The organism is Pseudoalteromonas sp. SR41-7, from assembly GCF_014163935.1.
GTDB lineage: Bacteria > Pseudomonadota > Gammaproteobacteria > Enterobacterales > Alteromonadaceae > Pseudoalteromonas > Pseudoalteromonas distincta.
This window is the reverse complement of the sequence record NZ_JACJEF010000012.1, coordinates 85,742-111,888: the sequence shown is the minus strand read 5'-3', so window position 1 is coordinate 111,888 and position 26,147 is coordinate 85,742. Positions and strand designations below refer to the sequence as shown.

Annotated in this window: 27 protein-coding genes; 12 read left to right on the top strand and 15 right to left on the bottom strand. The window is 40.2% G+C overall.

Annotation, left to right across the window (positions count from 1 at the left end; translation table 11 throughout):
• Positions 1–13: 13 nt before the first annotated feature.
• The 8 genes from add to cyaY form a co-directional block, all read right to left on the bottom strand.
• Positions 14–1,015 carry an adenosine deaminase gene (add, locus tag H5092_RS15650; protein ID WP_182733931.1) on the bottom strand — a complete coding sequence of 334 codons (1,002 nt, stop codon included), beginning with the start codon at positions 1,013–1,015 and terminating at the stop codon, positions 14–16.
• 128 nt (positions 1,016–1,143) lie between these two features.
• Positions 1,144–3,831, bottom strand: a complete 2,688-nt coding sequence (locus H5092_RS15645) for a CHASE domain-containing protein (protein ID WP_182733927.1) — start codon at positions 3,829–3,831, stop codon at positions 1,144–1,146.
• A gap of 51 nt (positions 3,832–3,882) precedes the next feature.
• Positions 3,883–4,992: a heme biosynthesis HemY N-terminal domain-containing protein gene (locus H5092_RS15640; RefSeq protein ID WP_182733925.1), complete on the bottom strand. Its 1,110-nt coding sequence runs from the start codon at positions 4,990–4,992 to the stop codon at positions 3,883–3,885.
• Positions 4,989–6,830 carry a uroporphyrinogen-III synthase gene (locus H5092_RS15635; RefSeq protein WP_182733923.1) on the bottom strand — a complete coding sequence of 614 codons (1,842 nt, stop codon included), beginning with the start codon at positions 6,828–6,830 and terminating at the stop codon, positions 4,989–4,991. The genes H5092_RS15640 and H5092_RS15635 overlap by 4 nt, the downstream gene beginning before the upstream one ends.
• Positions 6,831–7,769, bottom strand: coding sequence for a hydroxymethylbilane synthase (gene hemC, locus H5092_RS15630; protein WP_024605933.1), 939 nt, complete (start codon positions 7,767–7,769; stop codon positions 6,831–6,833).
• A gap of 35 nt (positions 7,770–7,804) precedes the next feature.
• Positions 7,805–8,782: a DUF2914 domain-containing protein gene (locus H5092_RS15625; protein ID WP_182696168.1), complete on the bottom strand. Its 978-nt coding sequence runs from the start codon at positions 8,780–8,782 to the stop codon at positions 7,805–7,807.
• Between the two features lie 22 nt (positions 8,783–8,804).
• Entirely contained in the window at positions 8,805–9,461 is a 657-nt protein-coding gene (locus tag H5092_RS15620) for an alpha/beta hydrolase (protein ID WP_182733921.1), read from the bottom strand.
• Positions 9,458–9,781 carry an iron donor protein CyaY gene (gene cyaY / locus H5092_RS15615; RefSeq protein WP_002960979.1) on the bottom strand — a complete coding sequence of 108 codons (324 nt, stop codon included), beginning with the start codon at positions 9,779–9,781 and terminating at the stop codon, positions 9,458–9,460. Before cyaY ends, H5092_RS15620 begins: the two co-directional genes overlap by 4 nt.
• Positions 9,782–9,949: 168 nt before the next feature.
• Here cyaY and H5092_RS15610 point away from each other — a divergent pair, with 168 nt between their 5' ends.
• The 8 genes from H5092_RS15610 to H5092_RS15575 all read left to right on the top strand — a co-directional run bounded on the left by H5092_RS15610 (position 9,950) and on the right by H5092_RS15575 (position 16,070).
• Positions 9,950–10,144 (top strand): LPS translocon maturation chaperone LptM, encoded by a 195-nt coding sequence (locus H5092_RS15610; RefSeq protein ID WP_024594615.1) that lies wholly within the window; start codon positions 9,950–9,952, stop codon positions 10,142–10,144.
• Entirely contained in the window at positions 10,145–11,398 is a 1,254-nt protein-coding gene (gene lysA / locus H5092_RS15605; RefSeq protein ID WP_002960983.1) for a diaminopimelate decarboxylase, read from the top strand.
• A gap of 64 nt (positions 11,399–11,462) precedes the next feature.
• Positions 11,463–12,293, top strand: a complete 831-nt coding sequence (gene dapF / locus H5092_RS15600) for a diaminopimelate epimerase (protein ID WP_002960987.1) — start codon at positions 11,463–11,465, stop codon at positions 12,291–12,293.
• Positions 12,290–12,901, top strand: a complete 612-nt coding sequence (locus tag H5092_RS15595; RefSeq protein WP_182696170.1) for a DUF484 family protein — start codon at positions 12,290–12,292, stop codon at positions 12,899–12,901. The genes dapF and H5092_RS15595 overlap by 4 nt, the downstream gene beginning before the upstream one ends.
• Complete coding sequence (locus tag H5092_RS15590; RefSeq protein WP_182733918.1) at positions 12,898–13,842, top strand: tyrosine recombinase XerC; 945 nt, start codon at positions 12,898–12,900, stop codon at positions 13,840–13,842. The genes H5092_RS15595 and H5092_RS15590 overlap by 4 nt, the downstream gene beginning before the upstream one ends.
• A gap of 10 nt (positions 13,843–13,852) precedes the next feature.
• Positions 13,853–14,560, top strand: a complete 708-nt coding sequence (locus tag H5092_RS15585; protein ID WP_024594612.1) for an HAD-IA family hydrolase — start codon at positions 13,853–13,855, stop codon at positions 14,558–14,560.
• Positions 14,561–14,588: 28 nt separating this feature from the next.
• The gene (locus H5092_RS15580) at positions 14,589–15,692 is read left to right on the top strand and encodes a retroviral-like aspartic protease family protein (protein WP_182733915.1); all 1,104 of its coding nucleotides are present in this window, start codon (positions 14,589–14,591) and stop codon (positions 15,690–15,692) included.
• Between the two features lie 21 nt (positions 15,693–15,713).
• Positions 15,714–16,070 carry a HopJ type III effector protein gene (locus H5092_RS15575; RefSeq protein ID WP_002960998.1) on the top strand — a complete coding sequence of 119 codons (357 nt, stop codon included), beginning with the start codon at positions 15,714–15,716 and terminating at the stop codon, positions 16,068–16,070.
• 10 nt (positions 16,071–16,080) lie between these two features.
• Here the strand turns inward: H5092_RS15575 and H5092_RS15570 are convergent, their stop codons facing one another.
• Positions 16,081–16,488 carry a GNAT family N-acetyltransferase gene (locus tag H5092_RS15570; protein ID WP_182724828.1) on the bottom strand — a complete coding sequence of 136 codons (408 nt, stop codon included), beginning with the start codon at positions 16,486–16,488 and terminating at the stop codon, positions 16,081–16,083.
• 41 nt (positions 16,489–16,529) lie between these two features.
• Positions 16,530–16,835, bottom strand: a complete 306-nt coding sequence (locus H5092_RS15565) for a DUF6482 family protein (RefSeq protein WP_182692772.1) — start codon at positions 16,833–16,835, stop codon at positions 16,530–16,532.
• Between the two features lie 109 nt (positions 16,836–16,944).
• Here H5092_RS15565 and H5092_RS15560 point away from each other — a divergent pair, with 109 nt between their 5' ends.
• The 3 genes from H5092_RS15560 (at position 16,945) to H5092_RS15550 (ending at position 19,331) form a co-directional block, all read left to right on the top strand.
• On the top strand, positions 16,945–17,637 hold the full coding sequence (locus tag H5092_RS15560) for a pseudouridine synthase (RefSeq protein WP_182733912.1): 693 nt from the start codon (positions 16,945–16,947) through the stop codon (positions 17,635–17,637).
• A 101-nt stretch (positions 17,638–17,738) separates the two neighbouring features.
• Complete coding sequence (locus H5092_RS15555; protein WP_007377323.1) at positions 17,739–18,113, top strand: BlaI/MecI/CopY family transcriptional regulator; 375 nt, start codon at positions 17,739–17,741, stop codon at positions 18,111–18,113.
• Between the two features lie 9 nt (positions 18,114–18,122).
• Complete coding sequence (locus H5092_RS15550; RefSeq protein WP_182733909.1) at positions 18,123–19,331, top strand: TonB family protein; 1,209 nt, start codon at positions 18,123–18,125, stop codon at positions 19,329–19,331.
• Positions 19,332–19,404: 73 nt separating this feature from the next.
• Here the strand turns inward: H5092_RS15550 and H5092_RS15545 are convergent, their stop codons facing one another.
• Positions 19,405–19,788, bottom strand: coding sequence for an MAPEG family protein (locus H5092_RS15545; RefSeq protein ID WP_182696178.1), 384 nt, complete (start codon positions 19,786–19,788; stop codon positions 19,405–19,407).
• A gap of 235 nt (positions 19,789–20,023) precedes the next feature.
• On the opposite strand from H5092_RS15545, the gene H5092_RS15540 reads away from it, so the two are divergent.
• Positions 20,024–20,902, top strand: coding sequence for a DMT family transporter (locus tag H5092_RS15540; RefSeq protein ID WP_182696179.1), 879 nt, complete (start codon positions 20,024–20,026; stop codon positions 20,900–20,902).
• A gap of 66 nt (positions 20,903–20,968) precedes the next feature.
• Here the strand turns inward: H5092_RS15540 and H5092_RS15535 are convergent, their stop codons facing one another.
• From H5092_RS15535 to H5092_RS15520, 4 genes are all read right to left on the bottom strand, one after another.
• A complete protein-coding gene (locus tag H5092_RS15535; RefSeq protein WP_002962354.1) occupies positions 20,969–21,286 on the bottom strand; it encodes a multidrug efflux SMR transporter in 318 nt (105 codons plus the stop codon).
• Entirely contained in the window at positions 21,286–22,818 is a 1,533-nt protein-coding gene (locus H5092_RS15530; protein WP_024595458.1) for a bifunctional GNAT family N-acetyltransferase/carbon-nitrogen hydrolase family protein, read from the bottom strand. The genes H5092_RS15535 and H5092_RS15530 overlap by 1 nt, the downstream gene beginning before the upstream one ends.
• Positions 22,819–22,906: 88 nt before the next feature.
• Positions 22,907–23,755, bottom strand: a complete 849-nt coding sequence (locus H5092_RS15525; RefSeq protein ID WP_039486908.1) for an MBL fold metallo-hydrolase — start codon at positions 23,753–23,755, stop codon at positions 22,907–22,909.
• Between the two features lie 58 nt (positions 23,756–23,813).
• Positions 23,814–26,099: a penicillin acylase family protein gene (locus H5092_RS15520; protein WP_182733907.1), complete on the bottom strand. Its 2,286-nt coding sequence runs from the start codon at positions 26,097–26,099 to the stop codon at positions 23,814–23,816.
• Between the last annotated feature and the right edge of the window lie 48 nt (positions 26,100–26,147).

Below are 26,147 nucleotides of genomic sequence, written 5' to 3'. Positions count from 1 at the left end.
TAATGCCCTTACATTAACGTGCGCTAACGAGTGCTAAAAGTTCTTTTTTATCGCCATCGCTTAAAAATGCTATTTCTAACGCATTTTTTTGGGCTTTTTCCATATCAGCTTGAGATAAGCCTGCTTTAGGTGCAGCAACGGTATATTCATACTCAATTTCAATACCTTCAACCGCAGGATCATCAGTATTAATACACGCTAAAATACCATGATCTAAAAACTGTTTAAGTGGGTGCTTAGTTAAATCGTTTACTGTACTGGTTTGAATATTACTTGTTAAGCATGACTCAATACCAATACGGTTATCGCGTAAATAATCCATTAGTTTTGGATCTCCAATTGCTTTAACGCCATGCCCTATTCTGCTCGCACCCAACTCATTAATTGCTTGCCAAATACTTGGAGCGCCAAGTGCTTCTCCAGCGTGGACAGTCGAAGCTAAATATGCATTTCGTACTTGTTTAAAGTGCTCTACAAACAACTCACCCGGGAAGCCAATTTCGTCACCGGCTAAATCAACAGCGACTAAATCATTTTTAAATGCGAGTAATGCATCAAGCTCTTTTTGACACGTTTTTACGCCATAAGTACGCGATAAAATACCAATCAAGTTAGCTTTTATATTTGCGCCCTTTGTTGCTGATTTAATACCATCAACAACTGCCTCTACAACGCCTTCTGGGTGTAAACCTTGGCTTTGTGCCATGTAGTAAGGGCTAAATCGAAGCTCCACATAATCAAGACCTTGTGCTTGTGCATCTTCAATGTTTTCAATTGCGATACGTCTACACGCATCGTAGTCGCCAAGCACAGTAACTCCCCAATCTAACTTTTGTAAAAAAGCCATGAGGTTTGGTTCAGGATCAATAACTTGAACATGAGGGATTAATGCTTCAACGTTATCTGCAGGTAGCTCTATATTAAACTGTCGACCAAGTTCTAATATGGTTTGCGCACGTACATTACCGTCTAAATGGCGGTGAATATCTAGCAAAGGTAATTTTCTATTGATCATAATAGCAACCCAGTTTAGTTAAATTTGCGCGCATGATACGCAGATACAGTTATTTTTCAAGTCTATATGATTTGCGGTAAGTTTTAGCGGTCATATGTCTGCTTTTTGTGCAAAAAAAATGATATAGCTTATTTTCCTGATAAGTGATGCCAAAGAGTTTTAAAAAGCGTATTTGCATCAATAGGTTTGGTAATATAGCCATTCATTCCACAGGCTAGTGCCTTTTTAACGTCATCGTCATGGGCGTTCGCCGATAGCCCTATTATGGGTAAATCAATTAACTCTAAATCACGACGAATTACTTTTGTTGCTTTGAGTCCATCCATTTTTGGCATTTGAATATCCATAAGCACAATGTCGTAGCTATTTTCGGTTAGCTTTTCTATGGCTTCAAAACCATCATTAGCAATGTCGGCAATACACCCTTTTGTTTTTAAAATGGCACTGGCAACATGCTGGTTAAGTGGGTTATCTTCGACTAAAAGTAACTTATAGTTTGCGAATGATAAGGTACTTACATCTATTTCGTCGTATTGCTGTTGAATTTGCTCTGCCTTTGGTAAAGGCGATATAAGCGGCAAACTAAATGTAAATGTAGAACCTTTGCCTTCATAACTGACTAAATCAATTGCACCACCCATTAACTCAACCAGCTTTCTGCAAATACTTAACCCTAAGCCTGTACCACCATATTGACGTGAGGTTGAGCTATCGGCTTGCGCAAACGGTTTAAACAATTGTTTTTGTGCTTCGCTACTAATACCAATACCCGTATCGTTAATACTAAAGTAAGTCATTTTTTTCGACTGCCAAATTTTCAGAGTGATCTCACCTTCCCCTGTAAATTTAACCGCATTATTGAGCAGATTCAGCAGCACTTGTTTTAAGCGGATTGGATCGGTATTAATGACCAAATTTGATGTTTTATCAAAATCGAGACTTAACTTTATTGATTTAATGTCAGCTTCAAACTGAAGTAAATTAAGCATTTCATCCGCTAAACTCGCTACGTTAATAGGCTCTTGCATTAAGTCTAGCTTGCCTGCTTCCATTTTTGAAAAGTCGAGCACATCGTTTAATACCCGCAGTAAAACACCCAGTGCTCCATCTGCTTGTTCAATGTAACTTCTAGCTTGTTGCCAATCATTCTGTTGCAGCGCTAAATAATGCAGCCCTTTTATACCGTTAATAGGGGTGCGGACTTCGTGACTCATGTTTGCTAAAAACTGTCCTTTAATATGACTCGCTTCATCTGCTTTTTGTTTTTCTTTGCGTAATGTATGTGTTTGCTTGGCCACTTGTTCGCGAATTTGTATGTTTGTACCAGTAACTGAAATCAAAAATGTAATCAGTAACCACACAAACAACATACCTACTATTTGTGCAAGCCAATATACTAACCAAGACGTTCTAACTATTGGCTCATATAACTCAACCTGCCACATGCGTTTGCCAATCAACAATTGATATTCTTTAAATAGCGCTTGCGAATTAGCGGTATCTGCAATATAAATTGCCTGCTTTTTCCCTGATACCGTTGTATCAAAAAAACTAGCTGAAATTGAGTTGTTGTGATCAAATAATAGTGTTTGCGATAAGCGTTTCAGACTGACTATCGCTGCCACAAAGCCTTGAAAATCATCTTCGGTAGAGGACTCTCTAAAAACAGGATATAAAAAAAGCACACCGTGTTCGGCTGTATTTTGGACCAAGTTAATTGGCTCACTTAGTGCAAGTTCATTAAGCTCTTTCGCTTTGCTAAGCGCTGCACCTCTTACTTTACTAGAAGCTAAATCAAACCCTAAAACATCTTCATTACCTTTTAAGGGATATACGTACTTTACTGGAAAGTAATTACTACGCGTACCTGCTGGTTGCCAAGCTCCATCTAGTGACTTTTCTTTTATATATAGAGGTTTGCCTGTGGCTGGATTTTCATGTGTTTCAAAATCTGCGAGTTTATTTGCTGGTATATAAGGTATCCATTCAAAAGCCAGAATTTCTTGGCTGTAGCCCAACTGCTTTGAAGTAAATTGTTTAAACTCTTTAAAATCCACGTCACTACTACTAGCAAAATATGTAGCTAATAAGCCTAAATGAGCAGTAATACCATCGAGCTTTTGGCTTATAGCATTTTGCACAGAAAGTATTTTGGCTTCTTGCTTTTGAATATCTTTTTCTTTTTTAACACTAGCAGCGCCATAAAAACTAACGCTGATCAGTATGTAAATTAATAGCGAGGGTAAAATTACCAGCATACGGTGGCGTACTTGTGTGTAATTAAAAGCGGCGAGTACTAAAGGTGTAAATATAAGTACGCCAATACTGTCGCCAATCCACCATGCTATAAAGTTATCAAAAATAGCATTGGTCGGAATCACATTATTCAATGCTAATAAACTTGTTCCTACACCTGCAGCAATAACACAACATATTGGCCCCGCTACTATTAAGCTTTGAACACTGTGTTTTAAAGAAGATAAATCCAACGGCGCTTTTATAACATTCACTATAATTTGTCGGCCAATCCAAGCCTGTAAAACAGAGGCTAAAGTAATGCCTATAGCTTGTAAAAGCACAATAAAATGAAAAATATCTACGGTGCGTTCAAGGTGAATTAAGTTAGTACAAAAAGCCCCAATAATAAGGCCAATAAATGACTTACGTCCCCAAATTAAAAAGCTCGCTAAAGCAATTCCTGAGGGCGGCCAGGAGGCGACCGCATAGCCATCTACAGAAAGAAGTGAGTTGCTAAAGTATCCTGTAAAGAAGTAAGCACAAGCCAAGCTAAGGGTTAATATTAAAAACTTTCTCAAAGCTTGTGCTCCTGAACTACAAAAAATGCTAAGTAGTTATAGTGTAGTCATTTATTGATATAAAACGAGCGCCTTTTCTGCCTGTGCACTATTTTTATAACTCAACACAGCTTGTTCAGAGAACTGTTTTTTATTTTCACTATTCAGTGCTTTATCAAAAATTCTAGCTGCTAAGTCATAATCACCCTTAGCATTAGCAAGGCAAGCTAGCGCAAGTAATAGTGAATTATTTGAATCATCCTTCTTAAGGCGTTCTTGAATGCTTATTTGCAACTTAGCTGCATCGGCTGCTGTTGCTTTACTTAATATATTTGCAAGCTCTAAGTGTTGCTCACTATGCTTAACCATCTTAATTAAGTCACTTTCAATAACAGCCAATTGACCTGCTTGCGCCATTTGCATTAAATATGCGGTGTGGGCATGAGCTTGCAGCTTTTTCGGTAGCTGTTTATATTTTTCACTCAGCTTGTCTGCATCTAACGCATTAAAATAAGCACTAAATAACTGCGTCCACTGTGCATCAGTAAGTGCTTTTTTGCGCAGTAAACGCGGCAAAAAGTCTTCCAGCGCACTAAAGTGTTGTTGCTGTACTAATACTTCTGCATAAAGTTTTAACTCAAGTGCGGTGGCTTTTTTAGCTTCTGCGCTAATACGCATTTGTGATTCAATCGCGCTACTATCGCCACTTGCCAACCATAGCTTTGCTACTTTTAATTGATGCTCTGGGCTTATTTCAAATAAACGCTCAAGTGCTTTATCTGTTTGATTATTAGCAAGCGCTGCTTTTGCAAGTAATGCTAAGCGAATATCTTCAAACTTATCTGGTACGCTATTACTCGATAAAGCCTGTTCTACGTGCTCGTAATCATCATTAATAGCACTCCAAAGAGCCTGCTCAATAGCTGCTTGTTTGCGCTCTTGGCTACGTGCAAAAAAGCCATGCTTAGTATTATGATAAATCGATAATAAATAACGAATTAACTTATATGTTAAATATAAAACAACAGCGGTAATGACTGCCATTATACAAAACGATACTATCGTGCCTTCTATCGTCGTATTGTTAAATGAAATAAGTACATAACCTTTTTCATCTAGAACAAATGGAGTAACCGCTAGTACAACAACAATAGCTACAATTAAAATAATTAGCCCTATCATTGCGCCCACTCCTTAACCTTTTGTGTACTGTTTAAGGTTACTTTTGGATTAAAGTTAAGCTGCTCTTTTTCAAGTTTAGACAACGCTTTAAGTACCGTTTTAGTTGTATCATCGTCTTGCTTAAAGTACTCACCAACTAAACGTTTTGCTTCACTTAAGGCGCTAAAGAAAATACTCGCCTGCTTACTCATAAGTGCATCTTGTGCCTGAGTTATATTAAGCTTGATTCGTTGATTTATTAAATGGCGCTCTTGATCCGTAAGTAATGGCTCAATGGAAACACCTTCGTGCTGACGAATAGTAATAAAGCTATCCACAATTTTATTCCAGCTATTACTCAAGTTTTGCTGCCAATCACTCACGTCACCACTTAAAGCATTTTCATCTATTGCAGCTGCTTCTTCTGGTAAATTAACCGCATTAAAAACTAAATCGTCAATACTGCTTAGTACACTGTTTAGCTGTAAATAAATAGCCTCTGTTGCAACAGGTTTAAGGCTATCAAGTGTTTGTATATCTTGCATAATCGCTTGGCGAACTTCAACTGTTCCTGGATGTTCACTAAGTAATCCATCTAAGCGCTTTAAAACAGCACTAGTGCCTTGGTAGTCTTTTTCAGCCCATAGTTTAAACTCAGCCATACGCTGTAAGCTGGTTACTTCTTGCGGGTTTAACGATGAGCCTTGTTGCTGCGCCTTTTGCAAAGCCGCTTTTAGTTCTTGCTGATTTTGAACTGCACTTTCATTTAGGGCTGCGGCAACTTTTTCTTCACTATTAAACAGCGCTTGTTGCAAATTAGATTGCGCCGATTTAAGTGCTTGCAGCTCCTGGGTGAGTAACTTATTTTGCTCGCTTAACTCATTAACGGCTAGGTTTTGCGCCTTACCAGCATTTAATTTTTGATAAAACTCGTATCCAACACCAGAGGCCACAATTAACGAAATAAGAAGCGCAAGTACTGCAACCTTACTTATTTTTTGTTTACTTTTGTCTGCCGTATTTTTTGTAGCTGTAGGCTCTTGCTTAGTTGATTTAGCAGAGGTCGTGTTAGCTATTGTTGGTGTGGCTTTTTCTGCCGTTACTGGCTTTGACTGTTCGCTCATGTTGCTACCTTGCTGATTTATGCAGGTAAACATAGCATTATCGCTAGCCCCTGCTGCAATGTGTATATTAGCCGAACTTACCTGTTGCAGCTTTAAATAAGCGGCTATACGCTCGCTAGCAACATAAAATCGGCACTGTTGTAACCATTGTAGTTGGTCTGCAGTAAGGCTTTTAAATATAGCATCAACTGCTGCATTACTTGTTATGACTATACCGTGTACATTCTGGCTTTTCCAGTGGTCTGTCCAGTTAGAGGTAATACTATCTGTCGGTTCACGTTTGTACACAACACAATTATTCAAAAAAGCACCGCGCTCTTTGAGCGTTTTAGCTAACTCAGGGCGGCCACCTTGGCCCTTAACTAATACTATATTACAGCCATCCACCTCGGCGAGTGATTTAAGCGCAAGTAACCCTTCTGAATCATACTGCTTTGGTACTGCTGCGCGCACACCAAATTGCTCATATATAACATCGGCTGTTTGTTGTCCAACCGCATAAAACTGCGCTTTGGTATTTATATCTGGTTTTAATTGCGAAAGTGCACTGACTGCATCTTGCGATATAAATATTATTTTATCTGCATTTAATAGTGGACTAAGCTCAGTGCTGGAGGGTGTTAAATGCGTTATTTTTAATAACGGAAATAAAGACGCCTGATAACCCGCTTGCTCAAGTTGCTGTGCAAGGGCTGCGCCTTTTCCTTCGGGCCGAGTTATCAGAATATGTGTCATTTATGCGTCTCTATAAACTTCAGCTAGTATTTTGTCTGCACCTTGAGCTAGTAATTTTTTAGCAAGCTCAATACCTAGTTTTTCTGCGTCATTTACATGGCCTGTTACTTCGTCACGTAAAATTTCGCTGCCATCAACAGCACCAACTAAACCACGTAAATGCACTTGTTCGCCATCAACCAATGCATAAGCACCAATAGGAACTTGGCAACCACCTTCTAAATAGCGATTCATCGAACGCTCTGCGTTTACGCGAATACGTGTTTGTGTATGCTCAAGTGGTGCAAGTAATGCTTTGGTTACTTCATCATCAATACGACATTCAATACCTACAGCGCCTTGACCATTTGCTGGTAATGACACTTCTGGCTCAATGTAGTCAGCAATACGCGACTCCATTTCTAAACGAATAAGCCCTGCAGCCGCTAAAATAATAGCATCATATTGGCCGTCATCTAATTTACCTAAACGCGTATTTACATTGCCGCGTAAATCACGAATATCTAAATCAGGGCGAAGTGCCTTAATTTGGCACTGGCGGCGTAGGCTCGAAGTACCAACAATAGAGCCTTGTGGTAGGGCACTTAAATTTGCAAAATTGTTTGATACAAACGCATCGCGTGGATCCTCACGCTCACAAATAGTATGCAGTGCTAGCCCTTGAGGAAACTCTACTGGCACGTCCTTCATAGAATGTACGGCAATGTCAGCTCGGCCATCTAACATTGCTTGCTCTAGTTCTTTAACAAATAAGCCTTTACCGCCAATTTTAGCCAATGGCGTATCTAAAATTATATCCCCTTGCGTCGACATTGGGACTAATTCTACGCGCACATCTGCATGAAAACGCTCAAGCTCTGCTTTTACAAATTCGGCCTGCCAAAGTGCTAGAGCGCTTTTGCGCGTTGCGATGCGTACTAATTTTGTTTTTTCTGTCATAGGGGTATCCAATTAATTACTGCGTTTAGCCAGTTTTAGTCAGCTAAAATTCTAAATTCTTTTTGGGCAATTAAATTACCTTGCTCATCAACTACATCAACACGCCAATGACCTGTTTGTGTGTTCATTATATTTTTTGTTGAGTACGTTCTGTAACGAGGCGAAGTAACATTAAGTGTAATTTCAGCCATCGTTTCACCTTCAAACGACCAAACATGCTTAACTTGCTGGCCTTGAAGGTTTTTAATCTCGCTAAAAAACGATAACCCTTCCTCAAACTGGCTTAACCTAATATCAGCAGCAAACACATTAGTAGGCTCACGCTTACTTACTTTACGAGTAAGTACCGCGCGACTAATTTTACCCGTGTCTATTTGCGCACCCAATGCCACACTTGCCACATGTGCTGTAGAGGAAAAACCTTCAGTGCCACTCAATGCGCCATCATCACTTTCTAACTCTAAAAGTAAGTCACTTTGACTTGCAGGCTCAGTTACGTTTTGGGCTTCTGCGGTTTCTTCTTGCACATCATTATCAAGGTTTGAGTTTAACTCTGTATTAATACTTTCGCTTTGATCAGTAACAATATCGTTGTTAGCCAACAAAGCCGGGGGATTATTTACAAGGTCTACTTCGGCAGGTGTATTACTTGAAATGCTTAGTTGAGTCTCATTTTGCTCAGCTAACAAAGGTTCAATACTCGCTTGAGTTATCTCTACAGACTCAGCAGGGGTATTGTTTCCTGATGATTGAGGCTCAACATCCATTACCTCATCGCTTGTTTGGTTTTCAGCGTTACTGCTGAAATTTAAGAATTGTTCCTGCTCATTTGGGTGCTCACCTTGCTCTGCATTAACAGAGGTGGTTAAGCCATAAACAACTGCTGCAGAGGTCATTAATACCAACATAGCAATACTCACAATACGACGCCAATTCCACTCGTAGCTTACCGTTGGTACGCTCTGTTGTAATTCGCGTTTAACATTTGCTTTTATAACTATTTTTTGACTCATATTGACCTCAGCGGTTCCAAAATTAGCTTAAACGAGCAATTAACCATTGGCGAATAGCTTGCAATTCTTCTGCGCAAACTTGATGAGCCATTGGATATTCTTGCCAGCTTACATCCATGTTATGTGCTGTTAATACTTCAAACGCACTTCTTCCCGCACTGTGCGGTACAACGTTATCTTGGCTACCATGAGCCATAAATACGTTTAAATCAGTATGTTTTGCTTCATCAGCAAATTTGTGTGGCACACACATATAAGTAGAAAGCGCCATAACACCCCCAAGCTTTTGCTCAAAGCGCGGCGCTAAATGCAAAGACACAACACCACCTTGAGAAAAACCAGCTAAAATTATTTTATTAGCAGGAATGCCATTAGCAATTTCTTTATTAATTAACTCTTCTACCTTTGCAGCAGAATCTCTTACGCCTTGTTCATCGGCACGCTTATCTAATTCTATAGACTTAATATCGTACCAAGAGCGCATTTCCATGCCACCATTTATGGTGACCGGTTGCACTGGCGCATGCGGAAAAATAAACCGTATACCAAGCTCGCTTGGTAAATTTAGCTGTGGGGCTACTGGCGCAAAACCATCCCCAGAGTCACCTAAACCATGTAACCAAATAACCGTTGCTTTATGTTCACTTTGGGCTGCATATTCTACAAATTCTAAACTCATAGTGATGATTGCCACTTAACTTCTTGGCCTGCTTGGCGAGTTGAGGCTTCATTTATAAACGCCCAAAATTCAGCGCCAGAGCGGTTATCAATCCATAACCCATCACGCATTTCAAAATGATGTCCGTTAAACTTAGTCGCAACCCATACTTGATGAAGAGGTGCTTGCTTATTGATCACTATTTTACTTTTATCAGGAAAAATAATTTCTAAAATACCTTGTGCCGATTCATAATCTAAATCAGCTTCGCAATCATCAACCTGCTCTTCAATAGTGAACATAAGAGCTTCGGCTAATTGGTGATATTCGTGTTCAGTCATTGTTATTTCCTTTGCAGGCGAGCCGCCTAATATTGGGTACGTTTTAGCTTTAAATTAGCTTTAAAAATGTGCAGCTAGTGTAACAGGAATAAAATCATCCGCGAATAGCTGCATTTTTTAGATATTCTGTTACTCTGCGATTATAAAGCCAGCAACCGTATTAATCTAATGAAAGCGACACATACCTTACAATTAAAAAGACTATTAATAAGCACTGTACTGTTAAGCGCCTTAGCTGGCTGCGGACAAAGCGGTCCGTTATATTTACCAGAGCAACAAACAGAGCAAAACCAACCTCAAAATACAGCTAAACCAGCCACTACCGCTGAGCAAGCTAAAGCATCGCAAAGTCAGGAGCAATAAATGGATTATTTTAACTACAAAAACAACCAATTATTTGCCGAAGACGTCAGCGTAGCAAGCATAGCGCAGCAATACGGCACGCCGTGTTATGTATACTCGCGTGCTACATTTGAGCGCCATTACTTAGCATTTGCTAACGCCACTAAAAATCATAAAAGCTTGGTATGTTACGCTGTAAAAGCAAACTCAAATATTGCCGTACTTAATATATTAGCGCGCTTAGGATCGGGTTTCGATATTGTATCTAAAGGTGAACTAGCGCGTGTAATTAAAGCGGGAGGCGATGCTTCTAAAGTGGTTTTTTCAGGCGTGGCTAAAACGTCTGACGAAATAGCTTACGCATTAAAACTGGGCATTAAATGTTTTAATGTAGAGTCGGCGTCTGAGCTTGAGCGTATTTCTGAAGTGGCTTGCGAGCTTAACCTAGAAGCGCCTATTTCTATTCGCGTAAACCCAGACATAGATGCAAAGACACATCCGTATATTTCTACCGGTTTAAAAGAAAATAAATTTGGTATTGATATTCAAACAGCAGTGAGTGTTTATCAACAAGCAGCGGCTTTACCTGGTTTAAAAGTAATTGGTGTCGATTGCCATATTGGCTCTCAATTAACGCAAGTTAGACCTTTTTTAGAAGCCCTTGATAAATTAATGGCGCTTATTGATGAGCTAAAAACTAACGGTATTGAGCTAACTCATTTAGATATTGGCGGCGGTTTAGGTGTGCCATACGACAACGAGCAACCACCACACCCAAGTGAATATGCAGCGCAAGTTACCGAACGCTTAGCTAACTACAAACATCTTGAACTTATTTTTGAACCAGGGCGCGCTATTGCAGCTAACGCAGGTATTTTGGTCACTCAAGTTGAATTTATTAAACAAAACCAAGACAAGTTTTTTGCAATTGTAGATGCTGGTATGAACGATATGCTTCGCCCTGCGCTTTATCAAGCATGGCAAAAAATTATTCCGGTATCCGTTCGCGACGACGAAACACCTACTCACAACTTTGATATTGTGGGTCCGGTGTGCGAAACCGGCGACTTTTTAGGAAAAGACCGCGAACTAGCGCTTAAACAAGGCGATTTACTTGCACAACGAAGTGCGGGTGCATATGGCTTTACAATGAGCTCAAACTACAACTCGCGCCCGCGTGTTGCAGAAATTATGGTAGATGGTCAGCAGCATCACCTTATTCGTGAACGCGAAACTATTGAAAGCCTTTATCAAGGTGAGAAAGTTTTACCATAAACGTTTTTGTCTACTAGCTGCTCTGTGGCATGATTAGCACAGAGCAAAACCGAATTAGAGCGCTATGTTAGTTAATTTTTCCAAAATGCACGGCTTAGGTAACGACTTTGTTGTGATTGATAACATTACACAAAATGTTTTTTTGTCGCGAGACCAAATCAAAAAACTGGCAGATCGCCACTTTGGCATTGGCTTTGACCAATTGCTGATGGTTGAAGCACCATATTCACCTGATCTCGACTTTCATTATCGAATTTTTAATGCCGATGGTACCGAAGTAGAACAATGCGGTAACGGCGCACGCTGTTTTGCCCGCTTTGTACGCATGAAAGGCCTTACTAACAAGCACAAAATTAGTGTATCGACTAAGTCGGGCAACTTAACGCTCTACATAGAAAAAGACGGTCAAGTAACTGTTAACATGGGCCATCCTAATTTTGAGCCAAGTAAAATTCCGTTAAAAGCCAGCAAACGCGAGCTTACTTATATTATTAGAACGCAAGAACACACTGTATTTAGTGGCGCGGTATCTATGGGTAACCCGCATTGCGTGCTAGAGGTTGACGACGTAACCACCGCGCAAGTTGATATATTGGGTCCATTACTTGAAAACCATGAACGCTTTCCCCAAAAAGCGAACATTGGCTTTATGCAGGTTGTATCGCAAGAACACATTAAGCTAAGAGTGTGGGAGCGCGGCGTTAACGAAACCCTAGCCTGTGGCACAGGTGCATGTGCAGCGATGGTGATTGGTCATATGCAAAATAAACTATCAACAACCGTTCAAGTAGATTTGCCGGGCGGTACTTTGCAAGTGCGCTGGAGTGGTGAAGGTCACCCGGTACGCATGACTGGTCCCGCAGAGCATGTTTTCGACGGACAAGTAGCACTATGAGCGAGCTAAGTACAGAGCAGATTATTAATTACTTACAGCAACATCCTGACTTTTTAGTTCATCACCCCGAGCTACTCGCACAACTTGAGCTGCAACAGCAAGCTCAAGGTGCAACGTCACTAGTACATATTCAGCAACGTCAATTACGCGAGCACAACACGCTTTTAAAAAGCCAAATAGATGCTATGAGCAAGCATGCAACGCAAAACGAGCTCGTATATCGTTTGTTTAGCCAATGTCATCGCCAGCTTTGGAATCATGACGACTTTGACACTCTTGCAAATAATCTACGCAATATAATCTGCTCAAGTGAAGATGTTAACGACTGCAAATTAGTAAAATATAATCCCGAGTACGACGAGCTTATTGCGCATCGCCTTACCCATTCTGGGCATTATTTAGGGCGAATTAATAAACAAGAGCGCGAACAATTATTTAGTGAAGATACACAATCCGTCGCTATTTATTTAATTGGCGACACCAAGCACCCTATCGCTATTTTGGCGTTTGGTAGCAATAACGTAAACCATTTTGAGCCCGCGCAAGATAACCTGTTTGTGCTCGACTTTATAAACGCATTACACCTGCGGTTACAAAAACTAGCATGAGTGACGATGCGCCTAATATTACCGCGCTAAGCGACCACTGGCGTACACCCATAACGCTATTTAGCGATTATTTAAAGTTTGAAAAACAATATTCAGCGCACACAGTTAATCAATACGTAAGCCAACTTGGCTTTGCAGCCCTTTATTTTAGCAAACTATGTGATGACTGGTTTGGCGTAAAAGGCGAACATATTCGCCGCTACAGCATGGCACTGCGATCAAAGCAATTAAGTGGCCGTACAATTAGCTTAAAGCTCAGTTGTATTCGCAGCTTATATAAGTTTTTAAAAGCAAAAAATATTGCCGAGCAATCGCATTACCATAATCCGGCAATAGGTATAAAAGGCCCTAAGTTTGCAAAGCCCCTACCTAAGAATCTCGATGTAGATCAAATGGCACGCTTGCTCGAAATACCCGACGACGAACCTCTCGCAATTAGAGATAAAGCAATGATGGAGTTAATGTATTCATCAGGGCTGCGTATAAGCGAGTTAGTTGGCGCTAACATGCAAGATATTAGCGCTGCCAATGGTGAAATTTTAGTGCGTGGTAAAGGTAATAAAGAGCGATTAATTCCGGTGGGCAAAAAAGCGTTAGACGCATTAAAAAAATGGCTCACAATACGCCCTCAGTTTGCAAAGCCCGATGAAATAGCAGTATTTTTAAGTAGCCAAAAAAACCGTATTTCGATTCGCCAAGTGCGCCTACGCATGCAAGAGTGGGGAATAAAACAAGGTATTAGCTCGCAGGTTCATCCGCATAAGCTGCGCCACTCGTTTGCGTCACATATTTTAGAATCATCTGGTGATTTACGCGCTGTGCAAGAATTACTAGGGCACAGCAGTTTGTCGGCTACACAAGTGTATACGCATTTAGATTTTCAACATTTAGCCAAGGTGTACGACAACACTCACCCTCGTGCAAAAAAACGAACTGATTAGGTAAATAAATATGATCCGATTTAATCGTGCTATTAAGCCATTTTCTGTCATGAGCTTTGATTTAGACGACACTCTTTACAACAATCACCCCATTATAAAAGCAGCGGTTAAAGCGCAGCAAGATTATTTAAACGCGCTCCCTAGCTACTTAGCCCAAGGCCAAAAATACTGGCAACAATGCCGCAATGAAGCCGTATTACAGTTACCTGAACTTGCTGATAACGTCACTAAATGGCGCCAACATACATTGCGCTTAGCCCTTGCTAAACTAGATTTGAACGAGCAAGAGGTAGAGTACCATGCCGATGCTGCCTACAACGCCTTTGCCGATGCGCGCAGTAAAATAGTGGTAACCGACGACGTACTAAAGCTGCTAGATAACTTAGCTCAGCACTTTACGCTGGTTGCTATAACTAATGGTAATGTTGAAATTGAACGCTTTAACTTACACAATAAATTTGAACTCGTGTTACAAGCCGGTATGCACGGTAAAGCAAAACCTCACAGCACCTTATTTGATAAAGCCGCCGAGCACTTAAACGTTGCTAAAAGTGAAATTTTACATATTGGCGATAGCCTAGATACCGACGTACAAGGCGCAAATAATGCCGGTTGCCAATCGGTATGGTTAAACGATCAAGGCGCCAATTATGCTTATAAAGGGCTGGCTGATATTGAAATAGCCAATATTCATGCCTTAACGCACTTTATTAAATAATACCAATTGCATTAAATAAGAGGTCACAATGAGCCACTATACCAAGCTAATTACCTTGCTATTAATTGGCTCACTTAGCCTTAACGCTTATTTATTGTGGCCGCAGCCCGCGCCAACCAAAGTACAAAAAACGCAAGGTGCTGAAAAAAGCATATCGCCTAAACAACAAAATACGTTACTAAACACGGCAAAGCAGCAGTTTAAACAACACCAATTTGAAGCCGCACTTAGTAGCTATCAACAACTTAAAAACAGCAATCCAGAAATCGCAAAAAACCTTTATTCATCGTGGCTAGTGCAGCTTAAAACATGGCTAAATAGCAATTTATTACTCAGCGAGTCATTTCTCAATGCGCTATTAAATAACAGCCCTTATAACGTAGAGTTACTTAATTTACAGGTTGAGTATTTAATAAATAGCGAGCAAACACAAAACGCCATTATTGCTTTATTTGAGCTTAATTCATTACAACCTGCTGATCAGCAAAGTAATGTAAATACACGTTTAAGTACGCTCACTCAAAACGAATTACACACATTAACTGAGCAACAAAATTGGCAAGCTATTATTGAGCAAACACAAATTTGGCTTGATTATAAAAGCGATAACGCGCAGTTTTTATATCCGCTTGCGTATGCCTACTATCAGCAAGGCGATTTAATTAGCGCACAAGCAACCCTTGATCGAATGCCAAACCAGCACAATCTAAAAAGCCAAGTGCAAACACTGCAAGCGATGATCAATAAAGCACAATCGCAAGACGACTTCGTTGCTTTAACGCCGTATGGCGCGCATTACTTAATAAACACCGAAATAAATAATAACCTATCAACCGAACTAATGATTGATACAGGCGCAAGCGTAACCTCACTACCTACAAGTATAATTGAGCAAATTTCGCCACAACCTTTATATTTAGGTGATGTAACGGTAAACACAGCTAATGGTCAAATTGTTGTAAAGCGTTATCAAATTGAATCGTTTAAAGTGGGCTCGCAAATTATTTATGGTTTTGAAGTGTTGAGCATTGAAAACACCCGTGGGCAAGGTTTGCTAGGAATGAACTTTTTATCGCGATTTAAATTCAATATAAATCAGCAAACAGATGAGCTAGAGTTGAGCGCTAAATAATTAAAAACCCAAAGGTAACACATGACACTAAATAACTATTTAAAAGCACTTGCTGAAAACCCAAAAAGCATTCAATTTACCGATACAATGGCCGTGATAGAAGCAAATTACGACTTTACTGCATGTGGCTTTAATAACCATGGATTACTTAGCGCTGCGAGTGAGAACAACGGCTCGTGTAAAATTTTTGCATTTGCTAAATTAAACGATTTAAGTAAACAAAATACGTTGGATTGTTTTGGTAAGTTTTACCGAGAAGACGTTCTGCAAAACCCTAAAGGGGATGATCACATGAACATTCGCACGTTTATGTTAGCACCAGAGGCAACACCTTTTTTAGGTATTACCTTTGAAGGCGAGCCACTAAAAGCAAAATAGCCAGCAAAAATTAAAGTGGTTTTTCCATAAAGTAACGCGTACCTGAGCGTGGGTAATTATTAAGTTGATACTTAACACTATAACCGCGCTTTTCATAAAAGGGTTTTGCTTGAAAATCAAGTGTATCAAGCTGAGCAGTTGTAGCACCTAGCTCAATAGCTGCTTGTTCAAGTGCCGTTAGCAGTTTATCTGCAAGCCCTTTACCTCGCGCACTATAGCTACACCAAAGCCAACTAATCATCAGCCAGTTTCCAAACACACACCCACTAATACCGGCAACAAGCTCGCCCTGCTCATCAGTAAATTTATAGCCTAATGGCAGCCTTTGCGCATCAAAATGCTCGGCGTTAAATTCAACTATTTTACTACGTAGTATAGAGCTTAATGCGTCGGAGTGATCTGCTTGTAATTGGTACATATTGCGCTTCTTAAAAAGCGAATATTAGCAAACTCATACCATCAATACAGATTATTTTTACCATAAGGTACTTCAAGCATATTGCTGCTGGTTTTTTCTGGCTGACCGCACATTTCGTCGTAAGCGCTTGTTTGCCTTAACATCATCTGTGCGTACGCTATTTTTTCAAAACGTTTTTGTACATGCAGTGGGCTGAGTGCTCTTAAAAACTCACCGCTGTCTTCTGTTACATAATATTCAACGTTATTAATCATCACTGATACTTGATAAAGCGCCATATCTAACGAGTGAACAATAACTTTTTGTAGCGGTTCGTGCTTTTTTAACTGTGAAAATTTAATACCCATCTTGGCTACCTTTTTATATTTAACCTGAGTTCTGGTTATTTAACATTATCGATACGCAGCTTTGCTATAATCACGATCAAATTTTTATTAGCCGCTGGCGTCACACGTTATGAGCACAAAAATCCGACTCGCTAAATATATTGCCCATGCAGGTATTTGTTCTCGTAAACAGGCATCGCGTTTAATTGATGAAGGTGTAGTGACTGTAAATAATCGCCCAGCAAATCATATAGATCACGTTGATGAGCAAGACACAATAATAGTGAACGAAAAAGAAATTAAAGGTGCTGCCGATTTAGTTTATTTTGCGTACCACAAACCAGTAGGTATTGACTGTAAATTAAATATTGATGACCCTGCCAGCCTTATTCACCATTTGCCCACACTCACCCGTGTTTACCCTATTGGTCGATTAGATAAAGACTCTCGCGGTTTGCTTATTTTGACCAACGATGGGGATTTTTGTAATCAACTAATACATCCTGACTTCCACCAGCCTAAACATTATTTAGTCACCGTAAATAAGCCTTTAGACGATGATTTTTGTAAAAAAATGGCAGCAGGCGTACCCGTTGATAAACACATAACCCTGCCTTGTGAGGTAAATAAAATAGCCAGTAATCAGTTTAATATTGTTTTAAAACAAGGGCTAAACAGACAAATACGTAAAATGGCGCATTACTGCGGATACAAAGTAATTGACTTATTTAGAGTGCAATTTAGTGACCTCCCCCTTTCAAAGCTAAACCTACCTGAAAACCAATATATACAAATTAATAAAAACGATATTTCAAAAATCTAATACCAAGTCACTTAACTATATCTCAAAAAGTTAAAAATAAACTTGCAAAAATAGATTACAGGTGTAGTCTCAAATTAAAGATTACACTTGTAGGCGATAAGATGATTGAATTATCAAAAGCAGAGTTTGACGTGCTCGACGCACTTTGGATTAACTACCCCGCCACCGCGAGCCAAATAATTGAGCGCTTAAGCGACGATAAGCAATGGCACGAAAAAACCATTAAAACCCTGCTAGGTCGACTAGTAAAAAAAGGCGCACTTACATTTGAAAAAGAAGGTCGCCAATATATTTATACTCCCTGTATGGAGCGCGCCGACTACACCCTAAAAGAAAGCCAAAACTTTATTGAGCGCTTTTTTAGTGGGCGTATTGCGCCACTTGTGAGTGGCTTTGCTAAATCGGAGCAGCTTTCTCAGCAAGATATAAACGAGCTTAAAAAAGTTATAGATGACTGGGAAAAAAACCAAAAGTAAGGGATTAACATGGTTATTCAAACTGGTTTTAATTGGTTAATTGAGCAGCAATTACTATTAAGCATTTTGTTTTGTGGTTTTATTTTACTCGAGCGATTTGGTTTAAAAGCCCTTGGCTCGCGGTTTGTATATAAATTAGCATGGCTATTACCTGCGGCATTGGTGATTGCTAATTTACCAAACGCAATTAAACCACTGCAAAACAGTAATATTAGTCACTACTTAATCACCCCCAACCAGCCTTTTACACACGAAATGGGTATTAGCTGGGCGCTCATGTATGTACTTATTACCGCAGGGTTATTAATAGCTAGCTTTATTACGCATACCCGCTTTGTTAAAAGCCTGCAGTTAACTGAGTTAACACAATTTGAAGGCACTCTTACCGCTGATGTTAAAACTTATACCAGCCAACATATAGCCACGCCAATGGTGGTCGGTATTTTAAACAGCAAGCTGGTGTTACCGAGTAACTACAATACCCAGTTTGATAAAGCCACATTAGCGCTTATTTTAGAGCACGAAAACGTACACATTAAACGCAAAGACAACTTAACAAACGCACTTATATTACTGCCTACTATTTTACTTTGGTTTAACCCACTAGCTTGGTTTTGTTACGCAAGTATGCGCCGATTACAAGAGCTGACTTGTGATGAACGCGTACTTAGCAATAAAACCACACAACAACATATTTTATATAGCAAAGCCTTAATAAACTGCGCGGCAAATGCGCCCACAGGACTTATGGCTTATTCACACTACGGAGATAAAAAAACCATGTTACAACGACTAACTAATATAAAACACAGCGGGGAGCGTTCAAAGTTTGCTAAAGGTGGCTTATTGCTTGTAGCAGCAAGTATGCTAAGCGGATTAGCGATTGCAAAGCAACCAGAAGCAATGACTAAAGAGGATCACATTTCACCAACAATACGCATTGAACCTGCTTACCCAATACAAGCAGCTCAACAAGGGATCAGCGGCTCTGTTGTATTAAAATACGATATTGCAGCTAACGGTAAAACAAAAAATATTAGTGTTATTCAATCTAAACCTAAAGATGTTTTTGATAAATCAGCGAAAGAGGCGCTAGCAAAATGGAAATATAAAGCATCAGATTCAGGTTTTGAAGATGTACTTGTGCAACTAGATTTTGCGATTAATAGTGAAGTGGCGCCTACCGATTTAATTGAGCGAATTAAAGTATCGCATTAACGCCACGAGTTGTTCAAGACTACAAAGCAAGCGCCCTTTTAGGCTGCTTGCTTTGTGGTTTTAAAATATAAACCTACAAACTCACCACAATCATAGCAATGGCTGTACCCAAACCAATAAACCACACTAATGAACGAATTATATCTAGGTTCATATAGTAAAATACGCAATACAAAATACGCGACACAATATGCGTAACCGCTAGCGATTCGGTCACTGCACCTACAGAGTTAGTGCCCAGCACAACTGCAATAGCGACAGCAAAAACAGCAAGCGATTCAAAACAGTTTTGATGAGCAGAGAGCGCCCGTGCACCAAAGCCGGTTAATTTTGTTTGTTGCGCCCTTGGGTGTTTATTGTCGTATCGACCTAATTTTGCCATTGCTATAGCAACCGGCACTTTTGCAAAGTAAGGCATTAATACCGCAAGTAATGCACATACAACTAATGTTGTCATAATTTATCCTTTTGATGTTTCGGATAATTTAGCATAAGCATAATAAAAAAGCCGCCAGATACGTTTTATGACAAACTCTGGCGGCTAACAATAACATCAGACCTACTATAGCTAAATTTATCCTAAAACCCATGCGACATAATGTCGCAGATGATGAATATTCAACATCATAGTTAATGCATCGCTTTACTAGGGCGTGTTAACTTTACTGCCTTACATTTTAACGATGACGACCATGACCTGGATATTTTTCACTTTTTTAGCCGCCTTCATGCAAGCATGGCGTAATGCTCTGCAAAGTAAATTAAGTAACGATGTGAGTGTGGCTGGCGTAACACTCTCTCGCTTTATTATTGCAGGCCCTATTGCTGGCGTGTATTTATATGGTTTGTATCAATATCAAGATACAGCCATGCCTACGTTTAATAATGCCTTTTGGGGATTTATTGTAGGCGCAAGTGTGATGCAAATACTTGCCACTGGTTTAATGGTTAAGCTATTTAAAATGAATAATTACGCCGTAGGTGCTGGTCTTGCCAAAAGCGAGGCGTTAGTAGCTGCCATTTTAGGTGTATTATTTTTTGGCTCGGCGCTTTCTTTACTCGGTTGGCTTGGTGTGTTTTTTGGCGCTATTGCCGTATTGCTACTCAGCGGCATAACAAGCGTTAAACACTTTAATGCTAAAACAGCATTACTAGGACTGGCTTGTGGTACTTGCTTTGCACTTACATCGCTGTGGGTACGTGAAGCGAGCTTAAACTCAGGATTATTATTTCCTCACTCAGCAGCTTGGGTTTTGCTGTTTGTAATTAGCTTACAAACACTAATACTACTGGGCTATTTATTATTAAAAGAGCCGCAAACACTTAGTAAACTGTGGCAATACAAAGGCACTACAGCCGCTATTAGTGTTTTTAGTTGTGTCGGTTCTATTGGCTGGTTTAGTGCAATGAGCTTACAGCACGTTGCTTACGTTAAAACACTTGGACAGGTTGAAGTGTTTTTTACCATGCTAATTGCCGTTCTTTGGTTAAAGCAGCCACTTAAGAAACAAGATACTGCTGGCTTAATACTCATAGCCATTGCCGCTGTTTTGGTTATGTTGCCGAATTAAGGGCATAAAAAAGCGCAGGCTTTTATACCTGCGCTGTTATAATTTTTATAGCTTTAAGAACTGGTTCTAAGAGCTTATTTTAAGTGTTATCACACCACTAATAATCATTAATACTCCCGCAATACGACCAAATGTAGCTGCATCGTTATAAAACAATATTCCCACTAAAAACGTACCGGCGGCCCCAATACCTGTCCATACGGCGTATGAGGTACCCATTGATATTTGCCTTTGTGCAAGCCACAACATAAAACCACTAGCGACTAAAAATACCACCGCTATTGCTATGCCTTGCCAGCGTGTATCAGCGTTTTGCGAAATTTTTAAGCCAATCGGCCAGCCAATTTCAAGTAACCCAGCAATAATTAAGTACACCCACGCCATTAAACGTCTCTCTTTTTAACAATCACTTCGTATAAATCTTCGCGGCGATCTTTTAAATTACGCACTGTGCCTTCGCTGTGAAGTATTTTAAGCTTATCCATATCAAGGTCACTAAATAGCAGCATTTCGGTGTTTGGTGTGGCTTCGTTAAGTGTTGCATCGTGCGGGAACGAAAAGTCCGATGGCGTTAATACCGCCGATTGTGAGTACTGCACATCAAGACTTTCTACCTCTGGTAAATTACCCACCGAACCTGCAATTACCACATAACATTCGTTTTCTATTGCACGCGCTTGTGCACAGTGGCGCACACGTAAATAACTGTTTTTAGTATCAGTCCAAAATGGCACAAACAGAATATCTAACCCTTGTTTGGCCAATATGCGTGAAAGCTCTGGAAACTCTACATCGTAACAAATTTGAATACCTACACGACCGGCATCGGTATCAAACACGGCAATTTTATCGCCGCCTTGAATAACCCAATCGTTTTGCTCATGCGGGGTTATGTGTATTTTACGTTGCTCGTCTATTTTACCGCTACGATGGCATAGGTAACTTACGTTATAAATTTTATCATCTTCGGCAAGTGGCATAGAGCCGGTAATAATATTAGCGTTGTATTCTATTGCCATACGCGACATGGCATTTTTAAATGTTTCGGTGTATTCCGCTAAATAGCGAATCGCTTCTGTTTGATTACTTTGATTCCCTAGCCCCATTAGTGGCGCATTAAAAAACTCAGGGAATAGTATAAAGTCACTTTTGTAGTCAGATACGGTATCTACAAAGTATTCAACCTGCTTTAGCATTTCTTCAACCGATTCAACACAACGCATTTGCCATTGCACAGCACCTACACGCACGATTGATTTAGTTGACTCAAGTACCGTGTCGGTTGGCTCATACATGATGTTATTCCACTCAAGTAAAGTGGCGTAACCAACAGACTCTTGATCCTCCGGTAAATACTTTTTAAGTAATCGTTTTACCTGAAAATCGTTAGATAACTGAAAACTTAAAATAGGATCGTATAATTCTTTTTGATCTACTTTTGCAATGTATTCCATTGGCGTCATTTCACTGCTGTGATTGTAATAACGCGGAATACGCCCACCTGCTAAAATAGCGCGTAAGTTATATTGGCGGCACAATTCTTTACGGGCATCATAAAGGCGACGACCTAAACGCATGCCTCTGTGACTTTCGCTAATAGCAACATCTAAGCCGTATAGCGCATCGCCGTCGGTATCGCTAAATACACGGTCGTGACCGTCTGCAATATCTTCGTATGTATGCGGGTTTGAAAAACGCGTGTAATCAACCTGCACGCTTAATGCTAAGCCCACCAGCACGCCGTCATCCACAATACCTATTTGCCCTTCAGGAAACTGGTCTATTAATCTAAAAATGGTATGACTTGGCCACGCACCGCCTAAGTCGGGATACGCTTGATCCATCAAGGTTTTAATTTGCGGATATTGCTCTCTGGTTAAGTTACAAATTTCAAGATGGGTTTTTTCTGCCGACATACACAACTCCTTTGGGCATAAGAAAATAAAAGCCGAATGTACGTTAAAGTACACTCAGCTTTGTATCATGTTTTTTACGTTACGCGTACTACTTTAAGCTACGATAAAAAAGTGTGGTTACTTTCTCTTTTGGTAACCAGCCTGCGTATTCAAGATTCAGCTCAGCCAATGGATCGGCTTTAAGTACTTGCTCTAAGCTTGCATTATTTTGCATTGCTTTTAGCATTACGTCTTTCGCGTTTTGAACTAGCTTACCATACGCTATCAGTCCTGAACGGTCACTTACCTTGCCGTGTCCTGGTATTACTTTAGTGTTGTCGTCAATTTGATTAACTACATCGTTTACTGCCGCTAAAATACCATCAACGCTGCCGCCGCTATCTACATCAACAAACGGTAAGCTGCCAAAATTAAAGTAAATGTCGCCCATGTGCACTATGTTGTCGTTACTAAAAAAGATAACCGAATCGCCATCGGTGTGTGCATGTTCGTAATGCACTACATGGGCGTGTTCGTTATTAAAATGTAGTTTTAAGTCATGACCAAAACTAATGCGCGGTAAAAAGTCTGACCCCTCCCCGTGCTGCTCTTCTAAACGTTTGTGTACATTGTCGTGCGCTATAACATGCGCACCCGCTTTAGCAAAGTTCTCGTTGCCACCGGTATGATCGCCATGATGGTGAGTATTAATGACAAACTCTGCACTGCCTGGTTTTAAATCGCTAATGGTTTTTTTAATATCATCTGAGAGCTTGGCAAACTGATCATCAATAATATAAATGCCATCATCACCTACACTTGCTGCAATATTACCGCCTTGCCCAAATAGTACGTATACATGCTCACTGAGCTTTTGTGCTGTTACTGGGCCATCATCTGCTTGCGCTGTAGTGCTTAGTAATAAACCTGTTATTAATGCGGGTAGTATTTTTTTCATTTTAGTTCTCTGTTGTTTTATTGGTAATTATATAGAACGTGTTTAGCTATACTTTAGTTCATCGTGTCGGCTTTATTACTATTTGATGTATTAATTCTTGAGGCAATAAAGGTGTATGCTTACCTTCAACGTAATCACTAAACCCCGCTCTGTAAAATTCAGAAAGAGGGTGCCCCGATTGCCCACCCGGAATAGCCATAATTGCATGTTCTAAATGCCCAGGTTGAGCAATAAAACGCTGCGATGCGCCAAAACTACGCCCTTGTACGGCGGGCATATAACTATCACCAAAACCCGCTGCTGTGGGCATATTTAATAACTTAGCAAGTAACGGCATTTGCTTTGCAAACGGATGCTCTATCACTAACTCATTTACCTTGCCCCACTGCCAGTTTTGTACATTATTACCAAACTGTTCTGTAAGCTTAGTAATAGTCTGGCTAAATGCTCCTTGTAGCTGCTCATCCCAGCTTTTAAATTGTGGGTTTATCCATGCGTCGGGCTTGTTGTTTATAAGCTGCCAAACAGCGGGCTCTAAATCTCGTTTTACGTATTTAAGTGTGCCTTGTTGTTTATTTAATTCATCTTCCATATTGCTAAATAAAATATTAATCACTTCATCGCGGTAGCGCTTAACTAAGGTATACCCTGTGGAAGTTGAACACGCACATTGCTGCCAGTTTTCAAGCGCTGTTATATATTGCTGATTTTTAGTTTGATCGGCTTTTAATTGCTTTAATAGCAGAGCATGCCAAGGCATTAAAAAGCGAGCTTGATTATCAAGTTGTAATGCGTAAAAGTCGCTCTCAGCAAATGTTTGTTTTTCAAATAATCTATCGCGAATTTGACTCGAACGTGCGCCGAGTGCATAACCACCATTACCAAAACGCGCGTCATCCTCAGCCGATACCACGCGAGAATTACCAGTCCATAATCGACCGCTTTGCGGGTTTTTAATAAAAGGGCGTTGTAGTTCATTTTGCTGCCAAAGCGCTGAGTAGTCATCGGCATTTACGCCAAGCTCACTTGGCGTTTTACGAGCAGGTATACCGCCCATGTTTTTCCACGCTGCGCTACCAAGGCTGTCTACCACCATAAGGTTTTGTACCGGAATGCCCACATCGCTTGCTACAGTAAGTGCATCATCTACTGTTTTGGCTTGCTCTAATTTTAATAACTGCATATTAACGGCATAAGGCTGATGGGCAGCCCAGCTCAACGCATAAGGTTTTTCGTTAATATATTTTACAGGTCCGTATTCACTGAGTATTAATGAATAGTTTTCAACCTCCCCATCGGGTAATGCAATAGGTTCATCTACTTGCCATGTTTTACTATCATCGTTTAATGCAATCCAATCGGCAGTATCTAAATAACCGTTAGTAAATCCCCATGCAACATTGTTGTTAGTGCCAACAACAATGGCTGGTGCTCCGGGCAGCGATACTCCGGTTACCTGAGTCTGCTCACCACTGTGCATGTAATTTAATTGTGCCCTGTACCAAATTACAGGCACTGCCATCGATAAATGCATATCATCCGACACCATACCAGCCCCTGTTTTAGTAAGCGCCCCTGTAACAGCCCAGTTGTTACTGCCGCGCTCTTGGTTAGCTTCAATACTTTTAACTATATGCTTTGTTTGAGTTGGAAAGGTAGGTATGCCGCCGTTATAAGGCGCTAATTTGCTGCCATCAAGCGCGGCTTGGTATTTACTCGGTTGCGTTAAAAAATCAACCATTTGCTTTGTGTATGCTTGCTCAATTTGAATAAGTGCTTGGTCGCGCTCAAATGTGGCGCTTTGTAAATCAAGGTACATGCTAAATATCACAAGTAGGCTGTCTTCACTTTGCCATGGCTTTTGCGCTGCACCTGTTAGTAAATATTCAAAGCTTGAATACCCTACTTGCGCTAAGCCTTCGTTTACACCTTGAGCGTAACTTTTAAGTAATTGCTTATCGGTCTCTGGCAGGGTTTGTAAAATAATTTGGCTGCGTTTACGTAATTGATGAAAACGCATTTTTTTATCGAGCCCCAACGCTGCTTGGCCAAATAATTCACTTAACTCACCTGCGGCATTACGCCTGAGTAAATCCATTTGAAAAAATCGGTCTTGCCCATGCGCATAACCTAAACCATAGGCAGCGTCGTTTCGGCTATTGGCGTTTATTACTACTTGCCCTAGTGCATCGCGCGAAATTTTTACAGGCTCTACTACCGCGTTACTGCGTCCGTTTCCATCAAGGGCGGGTAAACTTAAACTAAGTACCCCATAAACAACAGCGGTACTTGCCAGCCCTAATATCACAATTAATAACAACAAGCGTTTGATTACTTTAAACATCACCGTTTCCTTTGCACGTTTTGACCAAGCGTTAAGCACATATAATAA